Genomic DNA, 23,757 nt, shown 5'->3' with positions numbered 1-23,757 from the left:
GCGCCGTGCCACCGGCGGTCAGCCGCCCACGATGCACCGACCACATCCGTGTCACGGGCGTTCCCTCCCTGTCCCACCCGGCGCCGCCAGGCAAGGGCGGGCCGGGTCAGCCGTCGGCGGCGGCGAGTTCACGAACGGCGTCCGCGAACGCGTCCCCGCGTTTGTTGTAGTTGACGAACATGTCCATCGAAGCGCAGGCCGGCGCCAGCAGTACGGTGTCCCCCTGCCGGGAGAGCGCCCGTGCCTCGCGGACAGCCGCGAGCATCGCCCCAGTGTCGGTCCGGTCGAGGTCGACGACGGGCACCTCGGGCGCGTGTCGCGCCAGCGCTTCGCGGATCAGCGCGCGATCCGCGCCGATCAGGACGACCCCCCGAAGCCGCGTCGCCGACCTGGCGACGAGTTCGTCGAAGGTCGCGCCCTTGGCGAGCCCGCCCGCGATCCACACGATCGACTCGTACGCCGCCAACGAGGCTTCCGCGGCATGGGTGTTGGTCGCCTTGGAGTCGTCGACGTACGCGACGCCGTCGATGTCGGCCACGTGCTCGATGCGGTGCGCGTCCGGTCGGAAGGCCCGCAGACCGTCCCGTACGGCCTTGGCGGGCACTCCGAAGGCCCGGGCGAGGGCGGCAGCCGCGAGGGCGTTGGCGATGTTGTGCGGGGCAGGCGGGTTGACGTCGGAGACCTCGGCGAGCTCCTGGGCGTTCTTCTGCCGGTTCTCGACGAAGGCGCGGTCGACCAGGATGCCCTCCACGACGCCGAGTTGGGACGGCCCGGGGGTGCCGAGCGTGAAGCCGATGGCCCGGCAGCCCTCCTCGACGTCCGCCTCGCGCACCAGGTCCTCGGTGGCCTTGTCGGCGACGTTGTAGACGCAGGCGACGCGATTGCCCTCGTAGATACGGCCCTTGTCCCTGGCGTACGCCTCCATGGAGCCGTGCCAGTCGAGGTGGTCGGGGGCGAGGTTCAGGACGGCGGCGGAGTGGGCGCGCAGGGAGGGCGCCCAGTGGAGCTGGTAGCTGGAGAGCTCGACGGCCAGGACGTCGTACTGCTCGTCGCCCAGGACGATGTCGATGATCGGTGTGCCGATGTTGCCCACCGCCACCGTGCGCAGCCCCGCGGCGCCCAGGATCGAGGCGAGCATCTGCGTGGTGGTGGTCTTGCCGTTGGTGCCCGTGACCGCCAGCCAGGGCGCCGCATCGGGGCCGCGCAGGCGCCAGGCGATCTCCACATCGCCGACCACGTCGACGCCTGCCTCGGCGGCGGCGGCGAAAAGCGGTGAAGTGGGCTTCCAGCCGGGCGAGGTGACGACCAACTCGGTGCCCTCGGGGAGCGTCTCCGCGTCCCCGAGCCGTACGTCGGTGCCCTCCAGGGAGGCGGCGCGCTCCCGTAGCGCCTCGGAGTCGCCGCCGTCCACGACGGTGACCGACGCGCCGAGGCCGGCCAGGGCGCGGGCGGCGCTGACGCCGCTCACGCCGAGGCCGGCGACGGTGATGTGCATGCCGTCCCAGGACGTCACTTCTCGGCCGCCCATCCCGCGTAGAAGAGACCCAGTCCGACGATGACACAAATGCCCTGGATGATCCAGAAGCGGACCACCACCAGGACCTCGGACCAGCCCTTGAGTTCGAAGTGGTGCTGGAGTGGTGCCATGCGGAAGACGCGCTTGCCGGTCAGCTTGAACGAGCCGACCTGGATGACGACCGACATGGTGATGAGGACGAACAGACCGCCGAGGAGCGCGAGCAGCAGCTCGGTGCGGGAGCAGATCGCGAGACCCGCGAGCGCGCCGCCGAGGGCCAGCGAACCGGTGTCACCCATGAAGATCTTCGCCGGCGAGGTGTTCCACCACAGGAAGCCGAGGCAGGCGCCCATCAGCGCGGAGGCCACGATCGCCAGGTCGAGGGGGTCTCGTACCTCGTAACAGGCGGCCGGGTTGGTCAGGGTCTGCGTGTTGGCGCAGGACTCCTGGAACTGCCAGACGCCGATGAAGGTGTACGCGCCGAAGACGAGGACCGAGGCGCCGGTGGCGAGGCCGTCCAGACCGTCGGTCAGGTTCACGCCGTTCGACATGGCGAGGATCATGAACAGGGCCCAGATCACGAACAGCACGGGGCCGATCGTCCAGCCGAAGTCCTGCACGAAGGAGAGCTTGGTGGAGGCCGGCGTCTGGTCGCGGGCGTCCGGGAACTGCAGCGCGAGGACCGCGAAGGCGATGCCGACGATCAGCTGGCCGGCCATCTTCGCCTTGGCCCGCAGGCCCAGCGAGCGACGCTTGACGATCTTGATGTAGTCGTCGAGGAAGCCGACAAGGCCCATGCCGCCCATCAGGCCGAGCACCAGCAGACCGGAGAAGGTCGGCGTGTAGCCGGTGATCAGCTTGGACAGGAAGTACGCGGCGATCGTCGCCAGGATGAAGGCGATACCGCCCATGGTCGGCGTACCGCGCTTGCTGGCGTGCTCGCGCGGGCCGTCGTCACGGATGTACTGGCCGTAGCCCTTGCGGGCGAGCAGCTTGATCAGCAGCGGAGTGCCGACCAGCGTCAGGAAGAGGCCAATGACTCCCGCGAACAGGATCTGCTTCATCATCGGGCGGCAACCTCACCCTCGATGCCGCTGTCGAGCAGCGCCTGCGCCACGCTCTCGAGCCCGACCGACCGGGACGCCTTCACGAGTACGACGTCTCCCGGGCGCAACTGACTGCGCAACAGGTCGACCGCCGCCTGTGCGTCGGACACGTGCACCGACTCCTCACCCCACGAACCCTCGTTATATGCGCCCAGTTGCAGCCAGGACGCTTCCCTGCCCCCGACCGCGACGAGCTTGCCGACATTGAGCCGGACGGCGAGCCGTCCGACCGCGTCGTGCTCGGCGAGCGATTCGTCCCCGAGCTCGGCCATCTTGCCGAGCACCGCCCACGTACGACGCCCCTTGCCCATGGCTGCCAGCGCGCGCAGAGCGGCCCGCATGGACTCGGGGTTCGCGTTGTAGGCGTCGTTGACGACCGTCACGCCGTCCGGGCGCTCGGTGACCTCCATCCGCCAGCGGGAGAGGGAGCCCGCCTCGGAGAGCGCGGTGGCGATCTCTTCCGCGGACATGCCCAGCTCATGGGCGACGGCGGCCGCGGCGAGCGCGTTCGACACGTGGTGCTCACCGTACAGGCGCATGGTCACATCGCTTGCACCGGAGGGTGTGTGAAGCCTGAACGCGGGCTGTCCGGCGTCCGTGAGCGTCACGTTCTCGGCGCGTACGTCCGCTTCGCCGGACTCGCCGAAGAGGATCACCTTCGCCTTCGTACGGGACGCCATGGCGCGTACGAGGGGGTCGTCGGCGTTGAGGATCGCGGCGCCGTCCTCCGGAAGTGCCTCGACCAACTCGCCCTTGGCCTGGGCGATCTGCTCCCGGCCGCCGAACTCGCCGATGTGGGCGGTGCCGACGTTGAGCACGAGGCCGATCCTCGGCGGGGTCAGGTCGGCGAGGTAGCGGATGTGGCCGATGCCACGGGCGCCCATCTCCAGGACGAGGAAACGGGTTTCCTCCGTGGCGCTGAGCGCGGTGAGGGGCAGCCCGATCTCGTTGTTGAGGGAGCCGGGCGTGAACACGGTCGGCGCCTTGCGCTGGAGCACCTGCGCGACGAGGTCCTTGGTGCTGGTCTTGCCCGCGGAGCCGGTAAGGGCCACGAGGGTCGTGCCGAACTTCTGGACGACGTGGCGGGCAAGGGCGCCGAGGGCCGCCTGGACGTCGTCCACGACGATCGCGGGCACGCCGACCGGACGGGACGCCAGCAGCGCCGCCGCGCCCGCCTCGACGACCGCGGCCGCGAAGTCGTGGCCGTCCACGCGCTCGCCCACGAAGGCGACGAAGAGGCTGCCGGGCTCCACCTCACGGGAGTCCCGGACGACCGGTCCGGTGACCTGGACCGACGGATCCGGTATGTCGTGTGTCTGCCCGCCGACGACTTCTGCGATCTCGGCGAGAGAGAGGGCGATCACAAGTTCATCCCCTGGGTCTGCTGGATAGCTTCGCGAAGCACCTGGCGGTCGTCGAAGGGACGGACCACGCCGGCGATGTCCTGGCCCTGCTCGTGGCCCTTGCCCGCGACCACCACGGTGTCGCCCGGCTGTGCACGGGCCACGGCCGCGGCGATCGCGGCGGCCCGGTCCTCGAAGAGGACGACCTCACCTCGTTCGTGCGCCGGCACGGACGCCGCGCCCTGGAGCATGGTCGCGAGGATGGCGAGGGGGTCCTCGGAGCGGGGGTTGTCGGAGGTCAGTACGGCGGTGTCGGCGAGCCGGGCCATCGCGGCGCCCATTGGCGAGCGTTTGGTCCTGTCCCGGTCCCCGCCGCAGCCGAGCACGATGTGCAGCCTGCCCTCGGTGACCTTGCGGAGCGCCTTGAGGACCGACTCGACGGCGTCTGTCTTGTGGGCGTAGTCGACGACCGCGAGGTACGGCTGCCCGGCGTCCACCCGCTCCAGGCGGCCCGGCACACCGGGTACGGCGGCGACGCCGTCGGCGGCGGTCTGCGGGTCGAGCCCGGCGGTGGCCAGCGCGACGATCGCCGCGAGGGCGTTGGCGACGTTGAAGGGCCCCGGGAGCGGCGATTTCGCGGTGATCCGCTCGCCCTTCGGTCCGATCACGGTGAACGTCGAGTCCATCGGCCCGACCTGGACGTCATCGGCGCGCCAGTCGGCGTCGGGGTGGCCCTCGGCGGAGAAGGTGACGATCGGGACGGTGGCCTCCTTGATGAGCCTGCGACCGTACTCGTCGTCAAAGTTGACTACGCCGAGCCTGCTGCGGTCCGGCGTGAACAGTTGCGCCTTCGCCTGGAAGTAGTCCTCCATGTCGGAGTGGAACTCCATGTGCTCCGGGCTGAGGTTGTTGAAGACGGCGACGTCGAACACGCAGCCGTCGACCCTGCCGAGGACCAGGGCGTGGCTGGAGACCTCCATGACGACCGAGTCGACACCGCGCTCGCGCATGACCGCGAACAGGGCCTGGAGGTCGGTGGCCTCGGGGGTGGTCCGCTCGGACTTGATGCGCTCGTCGCCGATGCGCATCTCGACCGTGCCGATGAGTCCGGTGGAACGCACCGTCTTCAGGCCGCCCTCGACGAGGTACGCGGTGGTGGTCTTGCCGGAGGTGCCGGTGATGCCGATCTGCAGCAGGTCGCGGCCCGGGCGGCCGTAGATCGTGGCCGCCAGCCCTCCCATCCGCGCGCGCGGGTCGTCGACGACGAGGACCGGGAGCCCGGTGGCGGCGGCACGCTCGGCCCCGCTCGGGTCGGTCAGGACGGCGGCGGCGCCGAGGCCGGCCGCCTGGGTCACGAAGTCGGCGCCGTGCAGCCGGGCACCGGGCAGGGCGGCGTACAGGTCGCCGGGGCGGACGGCACGCGAGTCGTGGGTGATGCCCGTGACCTCCGCGGCACTCCCCGGCTGCTCGGCACCTGCCTGGTCGGCGAGCTCCGCGAGGGGTGTGGCGGAGACCTGGGCCGGCCTGGGCGGTCCCGGATATGTCACGGAAACGCCCTTCTGGGTGGTTTGGGACTGATCAGCGTGTGGCACGGCGGTGAGCGTACCGGGCGCACCCCCGCCGGAGCTAAAAGGGAGCCCGCGCGAAGCGCGGTCCGGCAAGGGTGGTGGTGGGAGACGGGTGGGCGAGGGTTTGTGCGAGCGGGGTGGTGGTGCGTGGTTCCCGGGGTCGGGGGTGATCATGGTCACGAGTCGGTTCCTGGCGGGTTGCGCTGATCAGCGGGTGGATCAGGAGGCGGGTCAGGACGTCGGTGAGGACCTGAGTCAGGTCCTGGGTCAGGGACTGAAGGTGACGGGCAGGTTCGCGGGCTGCGCGCCGGTGGGCGGGACCTGGAGGGTCTTCAGGGCGAACTCCATGACCTCCTTGTAGATGGGCCCGCAGATCTGGCCGCCGAAGTAGTTGCCCTGGGTGGCGTTCTGGATCGCGCAGTAGACGGTGATCCTCGGGTTGTCCGCGGGCGCGAACCCGGCGAACGACGAGGTGTAACCGCTGTACCTGCCGGTGGCCGGATCCACGCGGTTGGCCGTACCCGTCTTGCCCGCGACCCGGTAGCCGGGGATGCGCGCCTTGTTGCCTGTGCCCTCTTCGTCGTCCACGACGGACTCCAGCATCCGGGCGAGGGTCTTCGCCGTCTTCTCGCTCACGACCCGGGTCTTCTTGGGCTTCTCGGCGGGGGTGAAGTGCCCGTCCGGTCCCTTGGTGCCGCGTACGAGCGTGGGCTCCACGCGGACGCCGCCGTTGGCGATCGTCGAGAAGACGGAGGCCGCCTGCATGGCGTTGATGGAGAAGCCCTGCCCGAAGGGAATCGTGTACTGCTGCGAGGTCGACCAGTCGCCGGGCGCGGCGAGGATGCCCTTGGTCTCGCCGGGGAAGCCGAGTCCCGTGTAGCCGCCGATGCCGAACTTGCGCAGGTACGAGTGGAGGACCCGGTTGGCCTCCTTCTGCGTCCTGCCGAGCTCGCCGGTGGCGAGGATGGTGCCGATGTTGCTGGACTTGGCGAGCACGCCGTTGAGCGTCAGGTACCAGGTCGGGTGGTTGATGTCGTCCTTGAAGAGCCGGTCGCCGCGGTGCAGCCGGTTGGGCACAGTGACGTGGGTGTCGGGCGTGGCGGCGTTCTCCTCCAGTACGGCGGCCATCGACATGACCTTGGCGGTGGAGCCGGGCTCGTAGGCGTCCTGGAGGGCCGCGTTGCCCAGGGCGTCCGGGTTCGCCCGGGTGAGGTCGTTGGGGTCGAAGCCGGGCGAGTTGGCCATGGCTAGGATCTCGCCGGTCTTGGTGTCCTGCACTATCACGTAGCCGCGGTCCGCCTGGGACTTCTCCACCTGCTTTGTGATGGCGTTCTGCGCGGCCCACTGGATGTCGCGGTCGATGGTCAGCTCGACGTCGGAGCCGGCCACGGCGGGGGTCTCGGTGGAGCCCGCAGTGGGCACCAGACGGCCGCCGGACTGGGCGTAGCGGATCTTGCCGTTCTTGCCGGCCAACTGCTTGTTGAGCTGCTGCTCGATGCCGCCGCCGCCCTTGCCCGCGGCGTTGACCCAGCCCAGGAGGCCGGCGGCGAGGTCGCCGCCCGGGTACACGCGCTGGGTGCTGGGTTCCTGGAAGACGCCCGCCAGGACGTTGACCGTGCTCTTGTCGTCCTGGGCCTTCTCGACGAGCGCGGACTTCAGGTCGCTGATCTGGTTCCAGACCTGAGGGGTCTGGCGGCGGGCCAGCAGCACGTAGCGGGTCTTCTTGGTGCGCAGCTTCTTGGTGATCGTCTCCTGGTCCGCGCCCAGGATCGGCGCGAGGAGCGCGGCCGCCTGCTCGGGCCCGTCGTCGATCTTCAGTTGCTTGCGCGTGAACATCGTCGGGTCGGCCGTGATGTCGTTGGCGTCCGTGCTGATCGCCAGGGCGACGCCGTTGCGATCGGTGATCCCGCCGCGCTCGGCGGTCAGGACGCGGCCGACGTACCGGTTCTGTTCGGCCTTGGCGGCGTACTCGCTCGCGTCGACGGCCTGCACCTGGAGCAGCCGTACGACGAAGGCGATCATCACCAGGGTCAGCGCGAGGCTCACCATGCGCAGCCGGGGGCGGGGGCTGCCCAGGCGGATGGTGCGCGGGGGCGGCTGCCGGGGGGTGCCCGGGCGGCGCTGCGCGACGGGGCGGGCGCCGGGGCCCGGGCGGCGCTGCTGGTTGCCCGGGCGTACGGGCCTGGCGGGTCCGGGTACCCGACGGCGGGGCGGCTGCCTGCCTGAATCGACCACTTCCGTCACCTGCCGGGGTTCGTCGAGAGCGGGGTGGACTGTGCGTACGGGCCGGTGGGTGTGGGGGTGAGGGCCTGCGGGTCCGGCAGCGTAGGCGTCGGCGTCGGGTATTCCGGGAGCGTGGGAGTAGGTGTGGGAGTCGGGTACTCGGCCGGCCCGGGGTAGAGCACCTCGGGGGCGAGGACGTAGGGCATGCGCGCGGCGGCCGGAGACGCCGTGGCAGGCCCGGGAACTCCCTTGACGCTGCCGTCGGGGTTCAGGAAGGCCGGGTCGCCGCCGGGCAGCATGCCCAGCTCGCGGGCGCGGCGCTGGAGGGCCTCGGGGGCGGAGTAGGCGTCCACGTCCCGCTGGAGGGCCTGTTCCTGGTCGGTGTAGCTCTTCACGTCGTCCTGGAGGTCGTCGAGCTTGAACGACCCTTCGCTGAGCGCGGAGTTCAGTACGAGGAGGCTGATGAGGCCACCGCCCAGGAGAAGGACGACAAGGAGGACGAACGGGGTGCGGGCGGCGCGGGCGCGGCCGGCGGGCAGGAGCCGCGCGAGACGGGCGGCCCGGCCCCTCAGTTCGGGTTTCCTACTCACGCGCCCTCCCGGCGAGCTCGCTTTTCGGACTCACTCCTTGTCCCACTCCTCCCGGATACGCTCGGCCCCGCGCAGTCGTGCCGGTGCCGCGCGCCGGTTCTCGGTGACCTCTTCCTCGGTGGGAAGTTCGGCACCCCGGGTGAGGAGCTTGAGCCGTGGCTGGTAACGCTCGGGGACGACGGGCAGGCCGGGGGGCGCGGTGGTGGCGGCGCCCGCCGCGAACACCTGCTTGACGAGGCGGTCTTCGAGCGAGTGGTACGACAGCACGGCGATCCGGCCGCCGACCGCGAGGGCCTTCACGGCGGCGGGGATCGCCCGCTCCAGGACGGCGAGTTCACCGTTGACCTCGATGCGCAGCGCCTGGAAGGTGCGCTTGGCGGGGTTGCCGCCGGTGCGCTTGGCCGCCTGCGGCAGGGAGTCACGGATCAGTTCGACGAGCCGCGCGCTGTTGCTGAAGGGCTCCTTCTCGCGTTCGCGCACGATCGCGGACACGATCCGCTTGGCCTGCTTCTCCTCGCCGTACGCCCTGAGGATCCGGACGAGTTCGCCCGCCGGGTAGGTGTTGAGGACCTCGGCCGCGCTGATGCCGGTCGTCTGGTCCATGCGCATGTCGAGGGGGGCGTCCTGGGCGTACGCGAACCCGCGGTCGGCCTCGTCGAGTTGCATGGAGGAGACGCCCAGGTCGAACAGGACGCCCTGGACGCGCGGGAGGCCCAGGCGCTCGAGTACGTCGGGGAGTTCGTCGTAGACGGCGTGCACGAGGGTGGCGCGCTCCCCGAAGGGGGCGAGCCGCTCCCCGGACAGGCGCAGCGCCTCCGTGTCGCGGTCGAGGGCGACGAGACGGGCCTCGGGGAACCGGGTGAGGAGGGCCTCGCTGTGGCCGCCGAGGCCGAGCGTGCAGTCGACCACGACGGCTCCGGGCTCCGTGAGGGCCGGGGCCAGCATGTCCAGGCACTGCTGGAGCATGACGGGGACGTGGCGGCTGTTGCTCAAGGGGCCCTCTCAAGGATCCGGCGCGAGCCGCACGTACGCGCCGCGCACGCGGGGAGATGCCGGGCTGTCACCGGGTCTCCTGGGGATTTCAGTCCAGCAGGCGGCCTCGCCTCCCGCCTCGCGTCACTTTAGTCCACGGCCCTTCGCGGTCAATCAACCGGCCTGCGCGTCGCGACACCTCCCGGAACGAACACCTGAACGGGAAGAATTCATCCGTACGGGCTTGGTCCCGTGCAATTCCGCCACTCCTGTGGGTTACCTCACAACAAGCCTCAATGGCGTTTTTTGTCGCCTCTCACAAAGGGCCCTCGGCGGCCGTGACCAGTACCGTCTTCGTTATGACGACTTCCGCAGCAGCTCCCACCGGACCCGAAGGCGCCATATCCGACGGCACCGTCACCGACCGTCTCGTCGAGGCGAACGAGCGGTACGCCGCCGCGTTCACCGACCCCGGGATGGACGCCCGTCCCGTTCTCCGTGTCGCCGTCGTGGCCTGCATGGACGCCCGACTCGACCTGCACGACGCGCTCGGCCTGGCGCTGGGCGACTGCCACACGATCCGCAACGCGGGCGGTGTGGTCACCGACGACGTGATCCGCTCCCTCACCATCAGCCAGCGCAAGCTCGGCACCCGCAGCGTGGTCCTCATCCACCACACCGGCTGTGGCCTCGAGTCCCTCACCGAGGACTTCCGCACCGACCTGGAGCTGGAGGTCGGCCAGCGCCCGGCGTGGGCGGTGGAGTCCTTCCGGGACGTCGACCAGGACGTACGGCAGTCCATGCAGCGGGTGCGGACCAACCCGTTCCTGCTCCACACCGACGACGTACGCGGCTTCGTCTTCGATGTGAAGACCGGCCTGCTGCGGGAGATCATCCCGGCCTGAGCGGTGTCGAACCGGCCCGCCCGGCGGCCCTCTACCGCCCCCGGCGGGCCCTCCGCAGCCCCTGAAACCTGTCAATTCCCTGGCACTCTGGCGCTCAAAGGCCCGTAAGCCCTGACATATCGCGGCCAGTTATCCACAGGCGAGTGACACGAAACGGTAACGGCAGCAAGAATGACGGGAGTGGCGTCGCGTCGAACCAGCACTGTTCGCGTGGTGTCCGTGTTTCGGGGTGGGCCGGTCCGCATCGCAGAGCGTCGGCCCGGCAAAGAAAGAACGGGCCGAGGAGGGCCGGGTGACGACCTATGACGATCGAGCGAGCCTCACTGATCTGACCAGCACTGTGGAGCGAGTCCGCAGTTCGGTCGAAGGAGTGATCGAAGGCAAGCCTGAGGTCGTACGGCTTTCGCTGACAGTGCTGCTCGCCGAGGGACATCTTCTGATCGAAGACGTACCCGGCGTCGGCAAGACCATGCTGGCCAAAGCGCTGGCCAAGTCCATCGACTGCTCGGTGCGACGCATTCAGTTCACGCCAGACCTGCTGCCGTCGGACATCACGGGCGTGTCCATCTGGGACCAGCAGCGCAAGGAGTTCGAGTTCAAGCCGGGCGCGATCTTCTCGCAGATCGTGATCGGCGACGAGATCAACCGCGCCTCGCCGAAGACGCAGTCCGCGCTTCTGGAGTCCCTGGAGGAGCGCCAGGTCACGATCGACGGGCAGACGTACGAGCTGCCGAGCCCGTTCATGGTGGTGGCCACGCAGAACCCGGTCGAGATGGAGGGCACATATCCGCTGCCGGAGGCCCAGCGCGACCGCTTCATGGCCCGGGTGTCCGTGGGCTATCCCAGCCCGGAGGCAGAGCTGCAGATGCTCGACGTCCACGGCGGCGCCTCCCCGCTGGAGGACATGCAGCCGGTGGCGCACGCGCACGACATCGTGAAGCTGATCGAGGCCGTCCGCGGCGTGCACGTCGCGGAATCGGTCCGGCGCTACGCGGTGGACCTGGTCGGCGCCACCCGCAACCACCCCGACCTCAGACTCGGCGCCTCGCCGCGTGCCACGCTGCATCTGCTGCGTGCGGCGAGGGCGACCGCCGCTCTCAGCGGCCGGGAGTACGCGCTGCCGGACGACGTCCAGTCGCTTGCGGTGGCCATCCTCGCCCACCGGCTGCTGCCCACCGCGCAGGCCCAGCTGAACCGCAGGACACCGGAGCAGGTCGTCCAGGAGATCCTGCAGCGCACGCCCGTGCCGCAGCAGGCGCCCCCGCAGAGCGGCTACGCGGGCATGGGCCACGCCGCGCCCGCGTATCCGCAGCAGCCGCCGCGGAGGCTTGGATGACCACCCCGGGGCCCGCGGCCGCCCCGGAGCAGGACAAGGGCGGGCTGCGCACGGCCCTCGCCGGTCTCACCACCCGCGGGCGCTCCTTCCTGGCCGCCGGCATAGCGGCCGCCATATGCGCGTACGTCCTCGGGCAGAGCGATCTGCTCCGGGTCGGCCTGCTGCTCGCCGTACTCCCGCTGGTCTGTGCGACCGTGCTGTACCGCACCCGCTACCGGGTCGCGGGCAGCCGGCGCCTCTCCCCCGCGCGTGTCCCCGCCGGCAGCGAGGCCCGCGTCCACCTGCGGATGGACAATGTCTCGCGGCTGCCCACCGGGCTGCTGATGCTCCAGGACCGGGTGCCGTACGTGCTCGGTCCGCGCCCCCGGTTCGTCCTGGACCGGGTGGAGGCGGGCGGCCGCCGCGAGGTGTCGTACCGCGTACGGTCCGACCTGCGCGGCCGCTATCCACTGGGCCCGCTCCAGCTGCGTCTGACCGACCCGTTCGGCATGTGCGAGCTGACCCGGTCCTTCTCCACGTACGACACCCTCACGGTCATCCCGCGCGTGGAACCGCTGCCGCCGGTGCGGCTGAGCGGTGAGGCGAAGGGGTACGGCGACGGGCGGCAGCGCTCGCTGGCGCTGGCCGGCGAGGACGACATGATCCCGCGCGGGTACCGGCACGGCGACGACCTGCGCCGTGTGCACTGGCGTTCGACCGCGCGCTACGGCGAGCTGATGGTGCGCCGCGAGGAACAGCCGCAGCGCTCCCGCTGCACCGTCCTGCTGGACACCCGCGCGGAGGCGTACCTGGGCGCGGGTCCGGACTCGGCCTTCGAGTGGGCCGTCTCCGGCGCGGCGTCCATGCTGGTCCACATGCTCGAACGCGGCTTCTCCGTACGGCTGTTGACGGACACGGGCAGTTCGGTGCCCGGCGACGGGGCCGACGGGTTCGCGGGCGCCAGCCAGGAGTCCGCCGACGCGGCCGGGCTGATGATGGACACCCTCTCGGTGATCGACCACTCGGACGGCACGGGCCTGTCGCCCGCGTACGACGTGCTGCGCGGCGGCAACGAGGGGCTGCTGGTCGCCTTCCTCGGCGACCTCGACGAGGAGCAGGCGACGGTGATCGGCAAGATGCGTCAGCGCAGCGGCGGCGCGGTCGCCTTCCTGCTGGACAGCGAGATCTGGACGCGTGAACCGGGCGACGTGGCGGGCCCCGGCGCCGGGAGCGCCGGCGAGGAGACGCTGCGCCTGCTGCACGAGGCGGGCTGGACGGCGATGATCGTGCCGCGCGGCGCCTCGTTGACGGACCTGTGGCGCCAGGCGGACCGGCAGCGTACCGGCGTGGCGACCGGGAGCGGTATGGAGGGACGGTCATGAGCGGTCGGGCGAGGCTGGCGCTGTGCGCCTGGGCCGCCACGATCATGGCGGCGTGCGCGCTGCTGCCGCTGGTGGAACCGGCGACCTGGATCTTCCAGGCCGCCCTCATGCTGGGCGTGCAGACCGGGGTGGGCGCGCTCACCCGGCGGGTCCCGCTGGCCCGGCCGCTGACGATCGCGGCACAGGCCCTGGTCACGCTGATGATGCTGACGCTGGTCTTCGCCCGTCAGCAGGCGGTGGCCGGGATCGTCCCCGGCCCGGAGGCGTTCCAGTACTTCGGGACGCTGCTGCAGACCGGCGCCGAGGACATCGGGCGGTATGCGATCCCGGCGCCGCTGAGCGACGGCATCCATCTGATGGTGATCGGCGGTGTCCTGATCATCGGGCTGATGGTCGACGCGCTCGCGGTGACGTTCCGCAGCGCGGCTCCGGCGGGTCTGCCGCTGCTCGCGCTGTACTCGGTCGCCGCGGGACTGTCCGACGGCGCCGCGTGGCTGTTCTTCCTGATCGCCTCCGCGGGCTATCTGATGCTGCTGCTGGCCGAGAGCCGCGACCGGCTCTCGCAGTGGGGCCGTGTCTTCGGCAGCGCCTCCCGGGGCCCGGGGCCGGAGTCGCCGGGCGGCGCCGTGGCTCCGGTCCGCACCGGTCGGCGGATAGGCGTGGTCGCGCTGGGCATCGCTCTGGTGGTACCGCTCGGACTGCCCGCCCTCGACGGCGGACTGCTGGACGGCGCGGGCGCCGGCCTCGGCTCGGGTTCCGGTGGCGGCGGCACGATCTCCGCGGTGAACCCCCTGGTGTCGCTGCGCGACAGCCTGAACGTGGACGAGGACCGTGAGGTCCTGGCCTACCGCACCAACACCGACAACGTGCAGGAGATGTATCTGCGGATCGTCTCCCTGGACGACTTCGACGGCACCTCCTGGAAGCCCACCGAGCGGTCCATCACCAGGGTTCCGGACGACTTCGGCACGCCGACCGGCCTCGGGCCCGAGGTCAAGCGGACCGTGATCCAGACCCAGGTCGCCGCGGCGAAGGACTACGAGCAGGACTGGTTGCCGATGCCGTATCCGGTGACCGGCGTGGACATCGACGGCGACTGGCGGTACGAGCCGGTGGGCCGCACGCTCGTCGGTGACCACAAGCAGGACACCAAGGGTGTGCAGTACAAGGTCCAGAGCCTGATCGTGCAGCCCACCGCGAAGCAGCTCTCCTCGGCGCCGGAGCCGCCGCCGGCCCTGCGGCGGGAGTACACCAAGGTGCCCGCGTCGCTTCCGGCGGAGGTGGCGCGGACCGCGCTCGAGGTCACCGAGGGCTCGGCCAACGACTACGAGCGGGCGGTGAAGATCCAGGACTGGTTCGCGTTCAGCGGCGAGTTCACGTATGACACCGAGGTCCAGGTCGGCAGCGGTTCGCGGGCGATAGCGCGGTTCCTGGAGCAGAAGGAAGGCTTCTGCGTCCACTTCTCGTTCGCGATGGCGGCGATGGCCCGCACCCTGGGCATACCGGCCCGGGTGGCGGTGGGCTTCACCCCCGGTACCCCGCAGTCGAACGGTTCGATGTCGGTGGGGCTGCGGGACGCGCACGCCTGGCCCGAGCTGTACTTCGAGGGTGTGGGCTGGACCCGCTTCGAGCCGACCCCGAACCGGGGCACGACTCCCGAGTACACCCAGCCCGAGTCGTCCGGCACCAGTGGCCTACCGGACGTGCCCCGGCCCTCCGCGTCGGCGTCCGCGGAGCCGTCCGCCGAGCCGTCCGCGAGCGAGAGCTGCACGGCTCAGCAGCGGAGGCTGGAAGGCGGTTGCGGGACCCCGTCCGCGGCGGTCTCGACGGACTCCGACGACGACGAGAGCTCCTTCTGGGGTCTGCTGTTCTTCTCTCCCTGGACCCTGCTGGTGCTCCCGGGCACGCTCGCGGTGCTGGCGATCCCGTTGCTGCCGATGCTGTGGCGGCTGCGGGTGCGGTCCGTGCGGCTCGGCGCGCACGAGGGTGCGGTGGCGGCGGCCCGTGGACAGGCCGACTTGTCGGCGGTGGCCTACGAGGGGGACGGTCCCGGCGGCTCCCGGCCACCGGGCAGAGCCACGGCCTACGCCCGTACGGAGGCCGCGGCGGCCCATGCGCTGGCCGCCTGGCGGGAGGTGACCGACACGGCGTGGGACTACGGGATCCCGCCGGACGAGTCCCAGACACCCCGCAAGGCCGCCGCGCGGATCGTGCGGCTCGGGCAGCTCGAACCAGCGGCCGCGGACGCGGTGCACCGGGTGGCGACGGCGGTGGAGCAGGTCCTCTTCGCACCCCAGCCACAGATCCCGGCAGGGCTCGCCCGCGACGCCCACCAGGTCGGAACCGGCCTACGCGCCCACGTCGGCCGCTGGACGAAGCTCCGAGCACTGCTGCTGCCCCGTTCAACCATCCGAGTGGCCTGGGCCGCGTCGGCCCGCTGGGCGGAAACCAGAGACGAACTACTCACCCGCCTCGCGTCCCTGCGCCCGCGCCTACGCCGTCCGTCGACGAGCCAGAACAACTGAGGCTGCGTGTGTGAGTCTGCCCCTGTCGGGTTCGCCCGGCGGGGGCAGACGCATACAGGGGCGGGTCTCACACGCCGTGCTGGGGCCACAGGTGGGGCGGGGCGAGAGCACAACGGCCGGGAGGCCGACAACTCGGCAGTCGGGGGTTCTGCGGCCCGTTGGGCCGATGGCTCGGTGGCCCGGGGCAGCCCGGCGGACGGGCGCTGTGCGGCCCGCCTGCTAAGCGGGGCGGTGGCTCGACGGGCCAGCGACTGAGCGGCTCGGCCTCTCGGCAGCCCGGCAGCCCGGCAGCCCAGCGGCTGGGCGGTGTCCCCGCTCAGTCGTGGGTTCCTGGAGTTGCCCGGCCTCCTGCGCCTGCCCATTGGGTTCTGGGCGTGCGTGAAGGGGGGCCGCCCCTTGGGGTGGCCCCCCTTACGTTCGTCTTCGGGCCGGTGAGCGTGAGGGCTCAGTGGCCGCCCTGTTCGTCGCGGCGGCGCTGCCAGCGCTGTTCGATCCTGTCCATCATGGAGCGGCGCTGTCGTGTCTGACGACGCTCCCCAGCGGCGCCTGCGGCGCCGGTCGTGGGCTGCTCACCCGGCTTGGGGGCCTTGCGCCAACCGGTGACGGCGAGCACCGCGCAGCCCAGCATGACGAGGAATCCCACCACGCTGACCCAGATCTGCTGTGCGACCATTCCGGCCATGAGGAGCGCGATACCCACAAGAAAGCCCGCGACCGCCTGGTAGACCCGCCGCCGGGTGTACGTACGCAGCCCGCTTCCCTCAAGCGCTGACGCGAACTTGGGATCTTCGGCGTACAGCGCTCGCTCCATCTGCTCGAGCATGCGCTGCTCGTGCTCTGAGAGCGGCACGGAGTCCTCCTCATCGTGCGGTCGCCGGGGCGACCCGGGGGGTCCTCTTCAGGATAGGCAGGGAATCGCCCCCTTGAAACCCGCCCCTCTACGCCAATTCGCCAACCGGAACCCGCCATGGCACCCCGACTCGCTGAGGGGTGAATTCCCCAGCGGACGGCCCGTCATGCCGGACGGTCTCCCTCGATCATACGGCTCCGAGCGCCCGATCGGGGGGCCTGTGGCGTACTCCATCCGCCGCCGAGCCGCTGATCAGCGGGCTCGCCGCAGGAGACGGCTCAGACCTCGTCGGCCCCCCGGGTCTCACCCAGCACATGAAGCTGCGTGGCCACGGAGTGGAACGCGGGCAGTTCGGCGGCCGCGGCCTCCAGCGTGAGCAGGGCGTCCAGGGCCCCGGGCTCGGTGTCGACGAGGACCCCGGGGACCAGATCGGCGAAGACCCGCACGCCGTGCACGGCGGCGACGGCCAGACCCGCGCCCTCGACGAGCGCGGTGAGCTGCTCGGCGGTGAAACGGCGGGGTACCGGATCACCCTCGCCCCAGCGTCCGTTCGGGTCGTCGAGCGCCTGCTTTGCCTCCTTGAAGTGCCCGGCGAGGGCCCGCGCGAGCACCGCCCCGCCCAGGCCGGCGGCGAGCAGGCTGAGCACACCCTCGGGGCGCAGCGCGGCAACCGCGTTGCCGATGCCCTCGGCGGGGTCGTCCACGTACTCCAGGACGCCGTGGCACAGCACGGCGTCGTACCCGCCGCGCTCGACCACGTCGAAGAGGCCGTGCGCGTCGCCCTGGACGCCCCGCACGCGGTCGGCGACGCCGGCCTCGGCGGCCCGGCGCTCCAGCGCGAACAGCGCGTTGGGGCTGGGGTCGACGACGGTGACGCGGTGGCCGAGGCGGGCCACGGGCACCGCGAACTTGCCGCTGCCGCCGCCGGTGTCCAGTACGTCGAGCGACTCACGCCCCGTGGCCTTCACCCTGCGGTCGAGGGCGTCCTGAAGGACCTCCCAGACCACGGCGGTACGGAGAGAGGCTCGGGGTCGCATCGGGTCCGACACGGCAGTTGACTCCTCGGCGCGGCACCGCCTGGTGTGCGGCGGAGCGGTGGGTGTGCGCCTCCGCCGGCGGCCGGGCGGCCATGGCGGAGGTTGCGGGTGCCCCCAACCCTAATGGGCGGCGCCGGGGCGGTCGGTCAGCCCGCGTCCGGGACTCCTTGGCCGCCGTCCTGCCGGGGCTGGGGCAGCACCGGCTGGAGCACCAGCATCCGCTCGACGAGGCGCAGGAACATCGCCACGTCACGTATGAGGTCGTCGGCGTCGCGCGCGCTCGCCGCGCCCTGTATGCCCGCCTCGGCACGAGCCCGGCGGGCGGCGCCGGAGGCGAACATCGCGCTCCACTCGGCGAGTTCGGGCGCGATCTCGGGGAGCACTTCCCAAGCGCTCCGTATCTTGGCCCGGCGCTTCGGGGTGGGTTCCGGGCGGCCCCGGGCGGCGAGCACCGCGGCGGCGGTGCGCAGGGCGGCGAGATGGGCCGTGGCGTAGCGCTCGTTCGGGGCCTGGTGCGCGGACGCCTCGTCGAGTCCGGCGCGGGCCTGGGCGAGCAGGTCGAGGGCCGCGGGCGGGGCGGTCGCCCGGCGCAGCACGGGGTGCACGTCGCTCGCCGGGCCGGTCAGTGAGGGGGCAGGGCCGGTGGCGCGGCGCCGGTTGGCGGCTGCTGCGTGGTAGGTGGCCATGACGAACCTCCTGTCGTCTTCGTGACGGCACACCCTCATACGAGGTGCCGTATGTGCCCATCGTGAGGTATGCCACTGACAATCCGTTCTGACCTGCCCTTTTGCTTCGATCAGAGGTTCGGGCTAGGTTTTGCACTGACCAGTCAGTTCAAAAGGGATGGGGTCCGGGGACATGGACCAGGGTGTCGCCGTCGTCGCGGAGGACTTCGGGCTCAAGGGCCCGCGCGGCTGGGCGTTCCGGGGCGTGGGGTTCGACGCGGAGCCCGGCTCGATCGTCGCCGTCGAGGGGCCGTCCGGGTCGGGGCGGACCTGTCTGCTGCTCGCGCTCACCGGCCGTATGAAGCCCGGCGAGGGCCATGCCATGGTCGGTTCCCTCCGGCTGCCGAAGCGGATGGCGGCGGTCCGCCGGATCAGCGCCCTCGCCCATGTCCCCGGCGTCACCGACCTCGACCCCGCCCTGACCGTCGGGGAGCACGTCCGCGAACGGGCACTGCTGCAGCGGCGGTTCGACGGCTCTCTGCGCGGGCTGCTGCGGCCCCACACCGGGCGCGCCGCCGAGTCGCGACTCAGCATCGACACCGCGCTGACCGCCGCCGGGCTCGACCCCGAGTCACTGCCCAAGGGCTCCCGGACCGCCGTACGCGACCTGGACCGGCTGGAGGCCCTGCGGCTGTCCCTCGCCCTGGCCCTCATGGGCCGGCCCCGGCTGCTCGGCGTGGACGACACCGACCTGAAGCTCTCCGACGACGAACGGGCCGAGATGTGGGCCCTGTTGAGGTCTCTCACCGAGTCCGGGATCACTGTCGTGGCGGTGTGCAGCAAGGCTCCGGAGGGGGCGGTCGTGGTGTCGACGGCCCCGGAGAGGGCGCCGCGCGCGCGTGAGGACGTAAGCGAAGCCCCCTCCCTCGAGCCGGCCCGTGACGACGACCACGACAACGACGACAAGGAGAAGGCCGATGCGCTCGCCGCGACTGGCCGCGCTTGAGCTCAGGCGGTTCGGCCGGGGGAAGCTGCCGCGCGCGGCCCTGGTCTCGCTCCTGCTGCTGCCCCTGCTGTACGGCGCCCTGTACCTGTGGTCCTTCTGGGACCCGTACGGCCGTCTCGACCGCATCCCGGTGGCCTTGGTGAACGACGACAAGGGGGCGTCGGTCGGCAAGCAGAAGCTCACGGCCGGGGACGACATCGCCGAGGGGCTGCGCGACAGCGACACCTTCGCGTGGCACCGGGTGAGCGCCGCCGAGGCCCGCAGGGGCGTGGAGGACGGCACGTACTACCTGTCACTGACCATGCCGTCGGACTTCAGCGAGAGGGTCGCGTCCAGCTCCGGGGAATCGCCGGAGACGGGCGCCCTTCAGGTGCGTACGAACGACGCGAACAACTACATCGTCGGGCAGATCTCACGGACCGTGTTCTCCGAGGTGCGTACGGCGGCGTCGACGAAGGCGTCGCGGTCGTTCCTCGACCGGATCTTCATCTCGTTCTCGGACCTCCATGAGGAGACCGAGAAGGCGGCGGACGGCGCCGATGACCTCAAGGGCGGTATCGACAAGGCGGAGAAGGGCTCCAAGGATCTCGCGGACGGGCTGAAGACCGCCAAGGAGGGCAGTGGGAAGCTGTCCGGGGGGCTGAAGGACCTGGACGAGGGCGCGGGCGATCTGGAGGAAGGGTCCCAGCAGGTCGCGGACGGCACCCAGAAGCTCGCCGAGAAGGTCGGCCAAGTGGCCAACCAGGCGCGGCCGTTCCTCAAGGAGAACGGCGACACGATCGCCGACACCGCGACCCTGGTGGCCGACTCGGCGGCGACGATCCGGAGCCACCTCGACACCTTCGTCACGACGGCCCCGGCCGCCGCGACCGGTACCCGTACCGCCTCCGACACCCTGGACGACGTCTACGAGCGGCGCTGTGAGGAGCCGACGCTGCCAGACGCGGCCTGTGCGGACCTGAAGAAGGCGAAGGACGCGGCGGCGGAGGCGGCCACCCTCACCGAGGACGTCAACACGGTGATGAAGAACTACGACAGTGACATGAAAACCATCGACAAGGACCTGGAGACCCTGGAGAAGCAGGCCCGCGCCCTCGCCGAGGCGGCCCCCGCCCTCTCCGAGGACCTCGACAACGCGGTCACCAAGGTGAACGCGCTCGACAAGGGCGCCAAGAAGGTCGCCAAGGGAGCCAAGACACTGCACACCGGCCTCGGCACCGCCAAGACCGGCGCGGAGAACCTCGACACGGGCGTCGGCGACCTGAAGACGGGCGCGAACGACCTCAAGGGCGGCATGTACAAGCTGGCCGACGGCTCGGGCAAGCTCGCGGGCGGCCTGCACGACGGGGCCGAGCAGATCCCGGACTACGACAAGCAGGACCGCGACCGGCGCACCGAAGTGATGGCCGATCCGGTGCAGTTGGCCACCAGGGACCTGCACAAGGCGCCCAACTACGGCACCGGGTTCGCCCCTTACTTCATCCCGCTGTCCCTGTGGGTGGGCGCGATGGTGGCGTACATGCTGATCCAGCCGCTCAACCGGCGCGCCCTCGCGGCGGGCGCCGCGGCATGGCGGATCGCGCTGGCGGGCTGGCTGCCCGTGGCCACGCTGGGAGTGCTGCAGACGGTCGCGCTGATGGCGGTGCTGCACTGGGCGGTCGGCCTGGAGATGGCGCGGGCGGCCGGGACGGTGGGCTTCCTGTTCCTGGTGACGGCGTGCTTCGCGGCGATCGTGCAGTGGCTCAACGCGCGCTTCGGGGCGGCGGGCCGGATCCTCGTCCTCGCTTTCCTGATGCTCCAGTTGACGTCCGCGGGCGGCACGTACCCCGTGCAGACCAGCCCGGACTTCTTCAACGCGCTCCACCCCTTCCTGCCGATGAGCCACGTCGTGGACGCCCTGCGCAGGCTCATCACGGGCGGCGGCCTGGGCCCGGTCTGGCAGGCCTGCGCGGTGCTGGTGGCCTTCACCGTCGGCGCCCTCGCCCTGACCGCCCTGTCCGCCCGCCGCAAGCAGGTGTGGACTCTCGACCGACTGCACCCGGAGTTGGCGCTGTGACCGCGCACCGCGCGGTTCCTGTGAGAATCAGGGCCATGGAAAGCAGCAACGCCCCCGGCGGCGCAGGCGGGGGCCGCCGCGAGGCGACCCGGCAGAAACTCTACGAGGCGGCCGTCACTCTGATCGCGGAGCAGGGATTCTCCGCCACGACGGTGGACGAGATCGCCGAGCGCGCCGGCGTCGCCAAGGGCACGGTCTACTACAACTTCGCGAGCAAGTCGGTCCTCTTCGAGGAGCTGTTGCGGCACGGTGTGGGTCTTCTCACCGCCTCCCTTCGGGAGGCGGCCGAGCGGACCGCCGAGGAGAGCGGCAGCAAGGTCGACGCACTGGACGCGATGATCCGGGCCGGGCTCGTCTTCATCGACCGCTACCCGTCCTTCACCCAGCTGTACGTGGCCGAGCTGTGGCGCACCAACCGGGCCTGGCAGTCCACGCTCATGGTGGTCCGGCAGGAGGCGGTCGCCGTCGTCGAGGACGTGCTCCGCGCGGGCGTCGAGGCGGACGAGTTGAGCGACGAGATCGACGTCGGGCTGACGGCGTCGGCACTGGTCGGCATGGTCCTGGTGGCGGCCCTGGACTGGAAGGCCTTCCAGCCGGAGCGCTCCCTGGACGACGTCCACGCGGCGCTGTCCCGGCTGCTGCAGGGACGGGTGAGCGGCCACCGGTAGCCCGACCCGGGCACCTGGCCGGGCACATGTGAAAGCGCCGGTCCGAACTGGCCGCGTCCCCCGCGGCCACCTCGAACCGGCGCCTCCCGTTCCCCCGTTTTCCCCGTTCCCTCGTTTTCCCCGTTCCCCCGTTTCCCCTGTTCCCGTCCGTCCCTCGTCCGTCCCCCGTCGGTCCGTACGGCCTCCCCGGGTTCCCCGTGCCTCGCTCCCGCCGACTCGCCACAGGCGTAGACGCCGCCGACGGAAGGAGCGGTCAAGAGCGCGGGTACCGTTCCGCCGCCCCGTGCCGGCGGTGCGGAGCCGCGCCCCTTCCCGTGCCTCCACTCTCTCGTTCACGCAGGTCGGAGCCCATCCGCGCGCGTACTCATCTCACTCACTAGGTACGCGTACTCAGAGCTGCGCACTCAGGCCCAGACCGCACCGTTGCCGATTGGTGACGATCGCGTCCGCGCACGTACTCGCGCCCGGGCGCTGAGGGCACCCGGCGGGATTGTCAGCGGCGCCCGATAAAGTCCCTGGCATGGCAAAGATCGTGGTGATCGGCGCCGGGCTGGGCGCAATGGCGGCCGCGGCCCGGCTGGCCGTCGCGGGCCACCGGGTGGTGGTGTACGAGCGCATGGCGACGTACGGCGGCGCCGTGGGCCGCTTCGAGCGCGACGGCTTCGTGTTCGACACGGGCCCGGGGCTGCTGCCGCTGCCCGCCGTCTACCGCGACCTCTTCCTCAAGACCGGCAAGGAGCCGCTGGAGAAGTGCGTGGACCTGGTCCAGGTGGACCCGGCGGCACGGCACGTCTTCGCGGACGGCACGGACCTGCTGCTGCCGAACGCCTCACGTGCGGGCGTCGTCGCCGCCCTGAACACAGCCCTCGGCCCGGGCACCGGCGACCGCTGGGGCGACTTCCTGGTGCGGGCCCGCGAGGCCTGGGACCACACCCGGCGGCCCCTCCTGGAAGAGCCGCTGTGGCCCGACTGGCGGATGCTCGGCGAGCGCGAACCGTACCCCGCGGTGCCCCACAAGAGGCTCCTGCGCACTCGGCGTGCCCGCACCCTGGCCGAGGTCGGCGAGTGGGAGCTGCGCGACCCCCGGCTGACGGCCCTGCTGGAGAGCCACGCCCTCGCGTACGGCCTGGATCCCCGCGCCACCCCGGCGAGCGCGGCGGTGCTGCCGTACATGGAGCACGCTTTCGGGACCTGGTATGTCCGGGGCGGGATACGGGAGTTGGCGCGGGCGCTGCACGAGCGGTGCCTGGCCCGGAAGGTCGAGTTCGTCTTCGACGCCGAGGTGACGGGGATCGTCGAGAAGGACGGCCGGGCGGCCGGGGTGGACCTCGCGGACGGGACGGTGACCGAGGCGGACTTCGTGGTCGCCGGGGTCGCGCCCGAGGTGCTGGGCCAAGTCGTACGGCAGTCGGCCGTGCGGAGCGACGGGGACGTGCCGCCCCGGCGCGTGGCGACGAGCCGTCTGACCGTCCTGCTGGCGCTGCGCGGTGGCCGCCCGGAGGGGACGGCGCACCGGACCGTGGTGCACACGGAGGAGCGTGAGAGCGAGCTGGACCTGCTGTTCGGTGGCGTCTCCGGGATGAGCGCGCATCCGACGGTCACGGTGCTGCGCCCCGACGATCCGGCGCTGGTGCCGGACGCCGACCACGAGGCGATCGTCCTCACCTCGACAGTGCCGGCCGGGCCGGACCGGGCGGAGCCCGAAGCCCTAGGCCGGCACGCGGAGCAGCTGATCACCACCGCCGAGCGCGCCGTACCGGGCCTTCGCGACCGCCTCCTCTGGCACGAGGTCCGTACCCCGGCCGACATCGCGAGGACGACCGGCTCGGAGGGCGGCGCGATCCCCGCCCCGGCGCTCGCCGCGGGCGACGGCGGCTGGCTGCACCCGTCCAACAGCACCGGAATATCCGGTCTGTTCACGGTCGGCGGCTGGTCCCACCCCGGTGGTGGCCTTCCGCACGCCGGGATGTCGGGCGCGCTGGTGGCCGGACTGATCGTGGAGGGGCCGGAGTTCCGCGGCTCGCAGTGAA

At 71.4% G+C, this 23,757-nt stretch carries 18 protein-coding genes; 8 read left to right on the top strand and 10 right to left on the bottom strand.

Translation table 11 applies throughout. The features are described from left to right. Nucleotides 1–106: 106 nt before the first annotated feature. From murD to rsmH, 7 genes are all read right to left on the bottom strand, one after another. A complete protein-coding gene (murD, locus tag F3T56_RS00675; protein ID WP_149822649.1) occupies nt 107–1,528 on the bottom strand; it encodes a UDP-N-acetylmuramoyl-L-alanine--D-glutamate ligase in 1,422 nt (473 codons plus the stop codon). Continuing rightward, complete coding sequence (gene mraY, locus F3T56_RS00670; RefSeq protein WP_149822648.1) at nt 1,510–2,583, bottom strand: phospho-N-acetylmuramoyl-pentapeptide-transferase; 1,074 nt, start codon at nt 2,581–2,583, stop codon at nt 1,510–1,512. Before mraY ends, murD begins: the two co-directional genes overlap by 19 nt. Further along, nucleotides 2,580–3,986, bottom strand: a complete 1,407-nt coding sequence (locus tag F3T56_RS00665; RefSeq protein ID WP_149822647.1) for a UDP-N-acetylmuramoyl-tripeptide--D-alanyl-D-alanine ligase — start codon at nt 3,984–3,986, stop codon at nt 2,580–2,582. Before F3T56_RS00665 ends, mraY begins: the two co-directional genes overlap by 4 nt. Then, nucleotides 3,983–5,512: a UDP-N-acetylmuramoyl-L-alanyl-D-glutamate--2,6-diaminopimelate ligase gene (locus tag F3T56_RS00660; RefSeq protein WP_149822646.1), complete on the bottom strand. Its 1,530-nt coding sequence runs from the start codon at nt 5,510–5,512 to the stop codon at nt 3,983–3,985. Before F3T56_RS00660 ends, F3T56_RS00665 begins: the two co-directional genes overlap by 4 nt. A gap of 288 nt (nt 5,513–5,800) precedes the next feature. After that, on the bottom strand, nt 5,801–7,777 hold the full coding sequence (locus F3T56_RS00655) for a peptidoglycan D,D-transpeptidase FtsI family protein (protein WP_149822645.1): 1,977 nt from the start codon (nt 7,775–7,777) through the stop codon (nt 5,801–5,803). Beyond that, nucleotides 7,774–8,346, bottom strand: coding sequence for a cell division protein FtsL (gene ftsL, locus F3T56_RS00650; RefSeq protein ID WP_149822644.1), 573 nt, complete (start codon nt 8,344–8,346; stop codon nt 7,774–7,776). Before ftsL ends, F3T56_RS00655 begins: the two co-directional genes overlap by 4 nt. Nucleotides 8,347–8,376: 30 nt before the next feature. Beyond that, complete coding sequence (gene rsmH, locus F3T56_RS00645) at nt 8,377–9,339, bottom strand: 16S rRNA (cytosine(1402)-N(4))-methyltransferase RsmH (RefSeq protein WP_149822643.1); 963 nt, start codon at nt 9,337–9,339, stop codon at nt 8,377–8,379. A 338-nt stretch (nt 9,340–9,677) separates the two neighbouring features. Between rsmH and F3T56_RS00640 the strand changes: the two genes are divergently transcribed. From F3T56_RS00640 to F3T56_RS00625, 4 genes are all read left to right on the top strand, one after another. Further along, nucleotides 9,678–10,223: a beta-class carbonic anhydrase gene (locus tag F3T56_RS00640; RefSeq protein ID WP_149822642.1), complete on the top strand. Its 546-nt coding sequence runs from the start codon at nt 9,678–9,680 to the stop codon at nt 10,221–10,223. Nucleotides 10,224–10,515: 292 nt separating this feature from the next. Beyond that, nucleotides 10,516–11,559, top strand: coding sequence for an AAA family ATPase (locus F3T56_RS00635; RefSeq protein ID WP_149822641.1), 1,044 nt, complete (start codon nt 10,516–10,518; stop codon nt 11,557–11,559). Then, on the top strand, nt 11,556–12,920 hold the full coding sequence (locus F3T56_RS00630; protein ID WP_149822640.1) for a DUF58 domain-containing protein: 1,365 nt from the start codon (nt 11,556–11,558) through the stop codon (nt 12,918–12,920). Before F3T56_RS00635 ends, F3T56_RS00630 begins: the two co-directional genes overlap by 4 nt. Next, a complete protein-coding gene (locus tag F3T56_RS00625; RefSeq protein WP_149822639.1) occupies nt 12,917–15,445 on the top strand; it encodes a transglutaminase TgpA family protein in 2,529 nt (842 codons plus the stop codon). The genes F3T56_RS00630 and F3T56_RS00625 overlap by 4 nt, the downstream gene beginning before the upstream one ends. Before the next feature lie 445 nt (nt 15,446–15,890). On the opposite strand, the gene F3T56_RS00620 is transcribed toward F3T56_RS00625, so the two are convergent. The 3 genes from F3T56_RS00620 to F3T56_RS00610 form a co-directional block, all read right to left on the bottom strand. Further along, entirely contained in the window at nt 15,891–16,295 is a 405-nt protein-coding gene (locus tag F3T56_RS00620; protein WP_149822638.1) for a DUF3040 domain-containing protein, read from the bottom strand. Nucleotides 16,296–16,573: 278 nt separating this feature from the next. After that, on the bottom strand, nt 16,574–17,344 hold the full coding sequence (locus F3T56_RS00615; protein ID WP_149822637.1) for a methyltransferase: 771 nt from the start codon (nt 17,342–17,344) through the stop codon (nt 16,574–16,576). A 134-nt stretch (nt 17,345–17,478) separates the two neighbouring features. Then, nucleotides 17,479–18,018 carry an SAV_6107 family HEPN domain-containing protein gene (locus tag F3T56_RS00610; RefSeq protein WP_149822636.1) on the bottom strand — a complete coding sequence of 180 codons (540 nt, stop codon included), beginning with the start codon at nt 18,016–18,018 and terminating at the stop codon, nt 17,479–17,481. A 172-nt stretch (nt 18,019–18,190) separates the two neighbouring features. Between F3T56_RS00610 and F3T56_RS00605 the strand changes: the two genes are divergently transcribed. The 4 genes from F3T56_RS00605 (at nt 18,191) to F3T56_RS00590 (ending at nt 23,756) form a co-directional block, all read left to right on the top strand. After that, nucleotides 18,191–19,003: an ATP-binding cassette domain-containing protein gene (locus F3T56_RS00605; RefSeq protein WP_172638746.1), complete on the top strand. Its 813-nt coding sequence runs from the start codon at nt 18,191–18,193 to the stop codon at nt 19,001–19,003. After that, nucleotides 18,975–21,059, top strand: a complete 2,085-nt coding sequence (locus F3T56_RS00600; protein WP_149822634.1) for a YhgE/Pip family protein — start codon at nt 18,975–18,977, stop codon at nt 21,057–21,059. Before F3T56_RS00605 ends, F3T56_RS00600 begins: the two co-directional genes overlap by 29 nt. Before the next feature lie 35 nt (nt 21,060–21,094). Continuing rightward, a complete protein-coding gene (locus F3T56_RS00595) occupies nt 21,095–21,727 on the top strand; it encodes a TetR/AcrR family transcriptional regulator (RefSeq protein WP_149822633.1) in 633 nt (210 codons plus the stop codon). Between the two features lie 520 nt (nt 21,728–22,247). Beyond that, nucleotides 22,248–23,756, top strand: a complete 1,509-nt coding sequence (locus tag F3T56_RS00590) for a phytoene desaturase family protein (protein WP_149822632.1) — start codon at nt 22,248–22,250, stop codon at nt 23,754–23,756. Nucleotide 23,757: the final 1 nt, after the last annotated feature.

The organism is Streptomyces tailanensis, from assembly GCF_008386495.1.
Classification (GTDB): Bacteria; Actinomycetota; Actinomycetes; order Streptomycetales; family Streptomycetaceae; genus Streptomyces; species Streptomyces tailanensis.
This window is presented reverse-complemented; position numbering and strand designations above follow the sequence as displayed.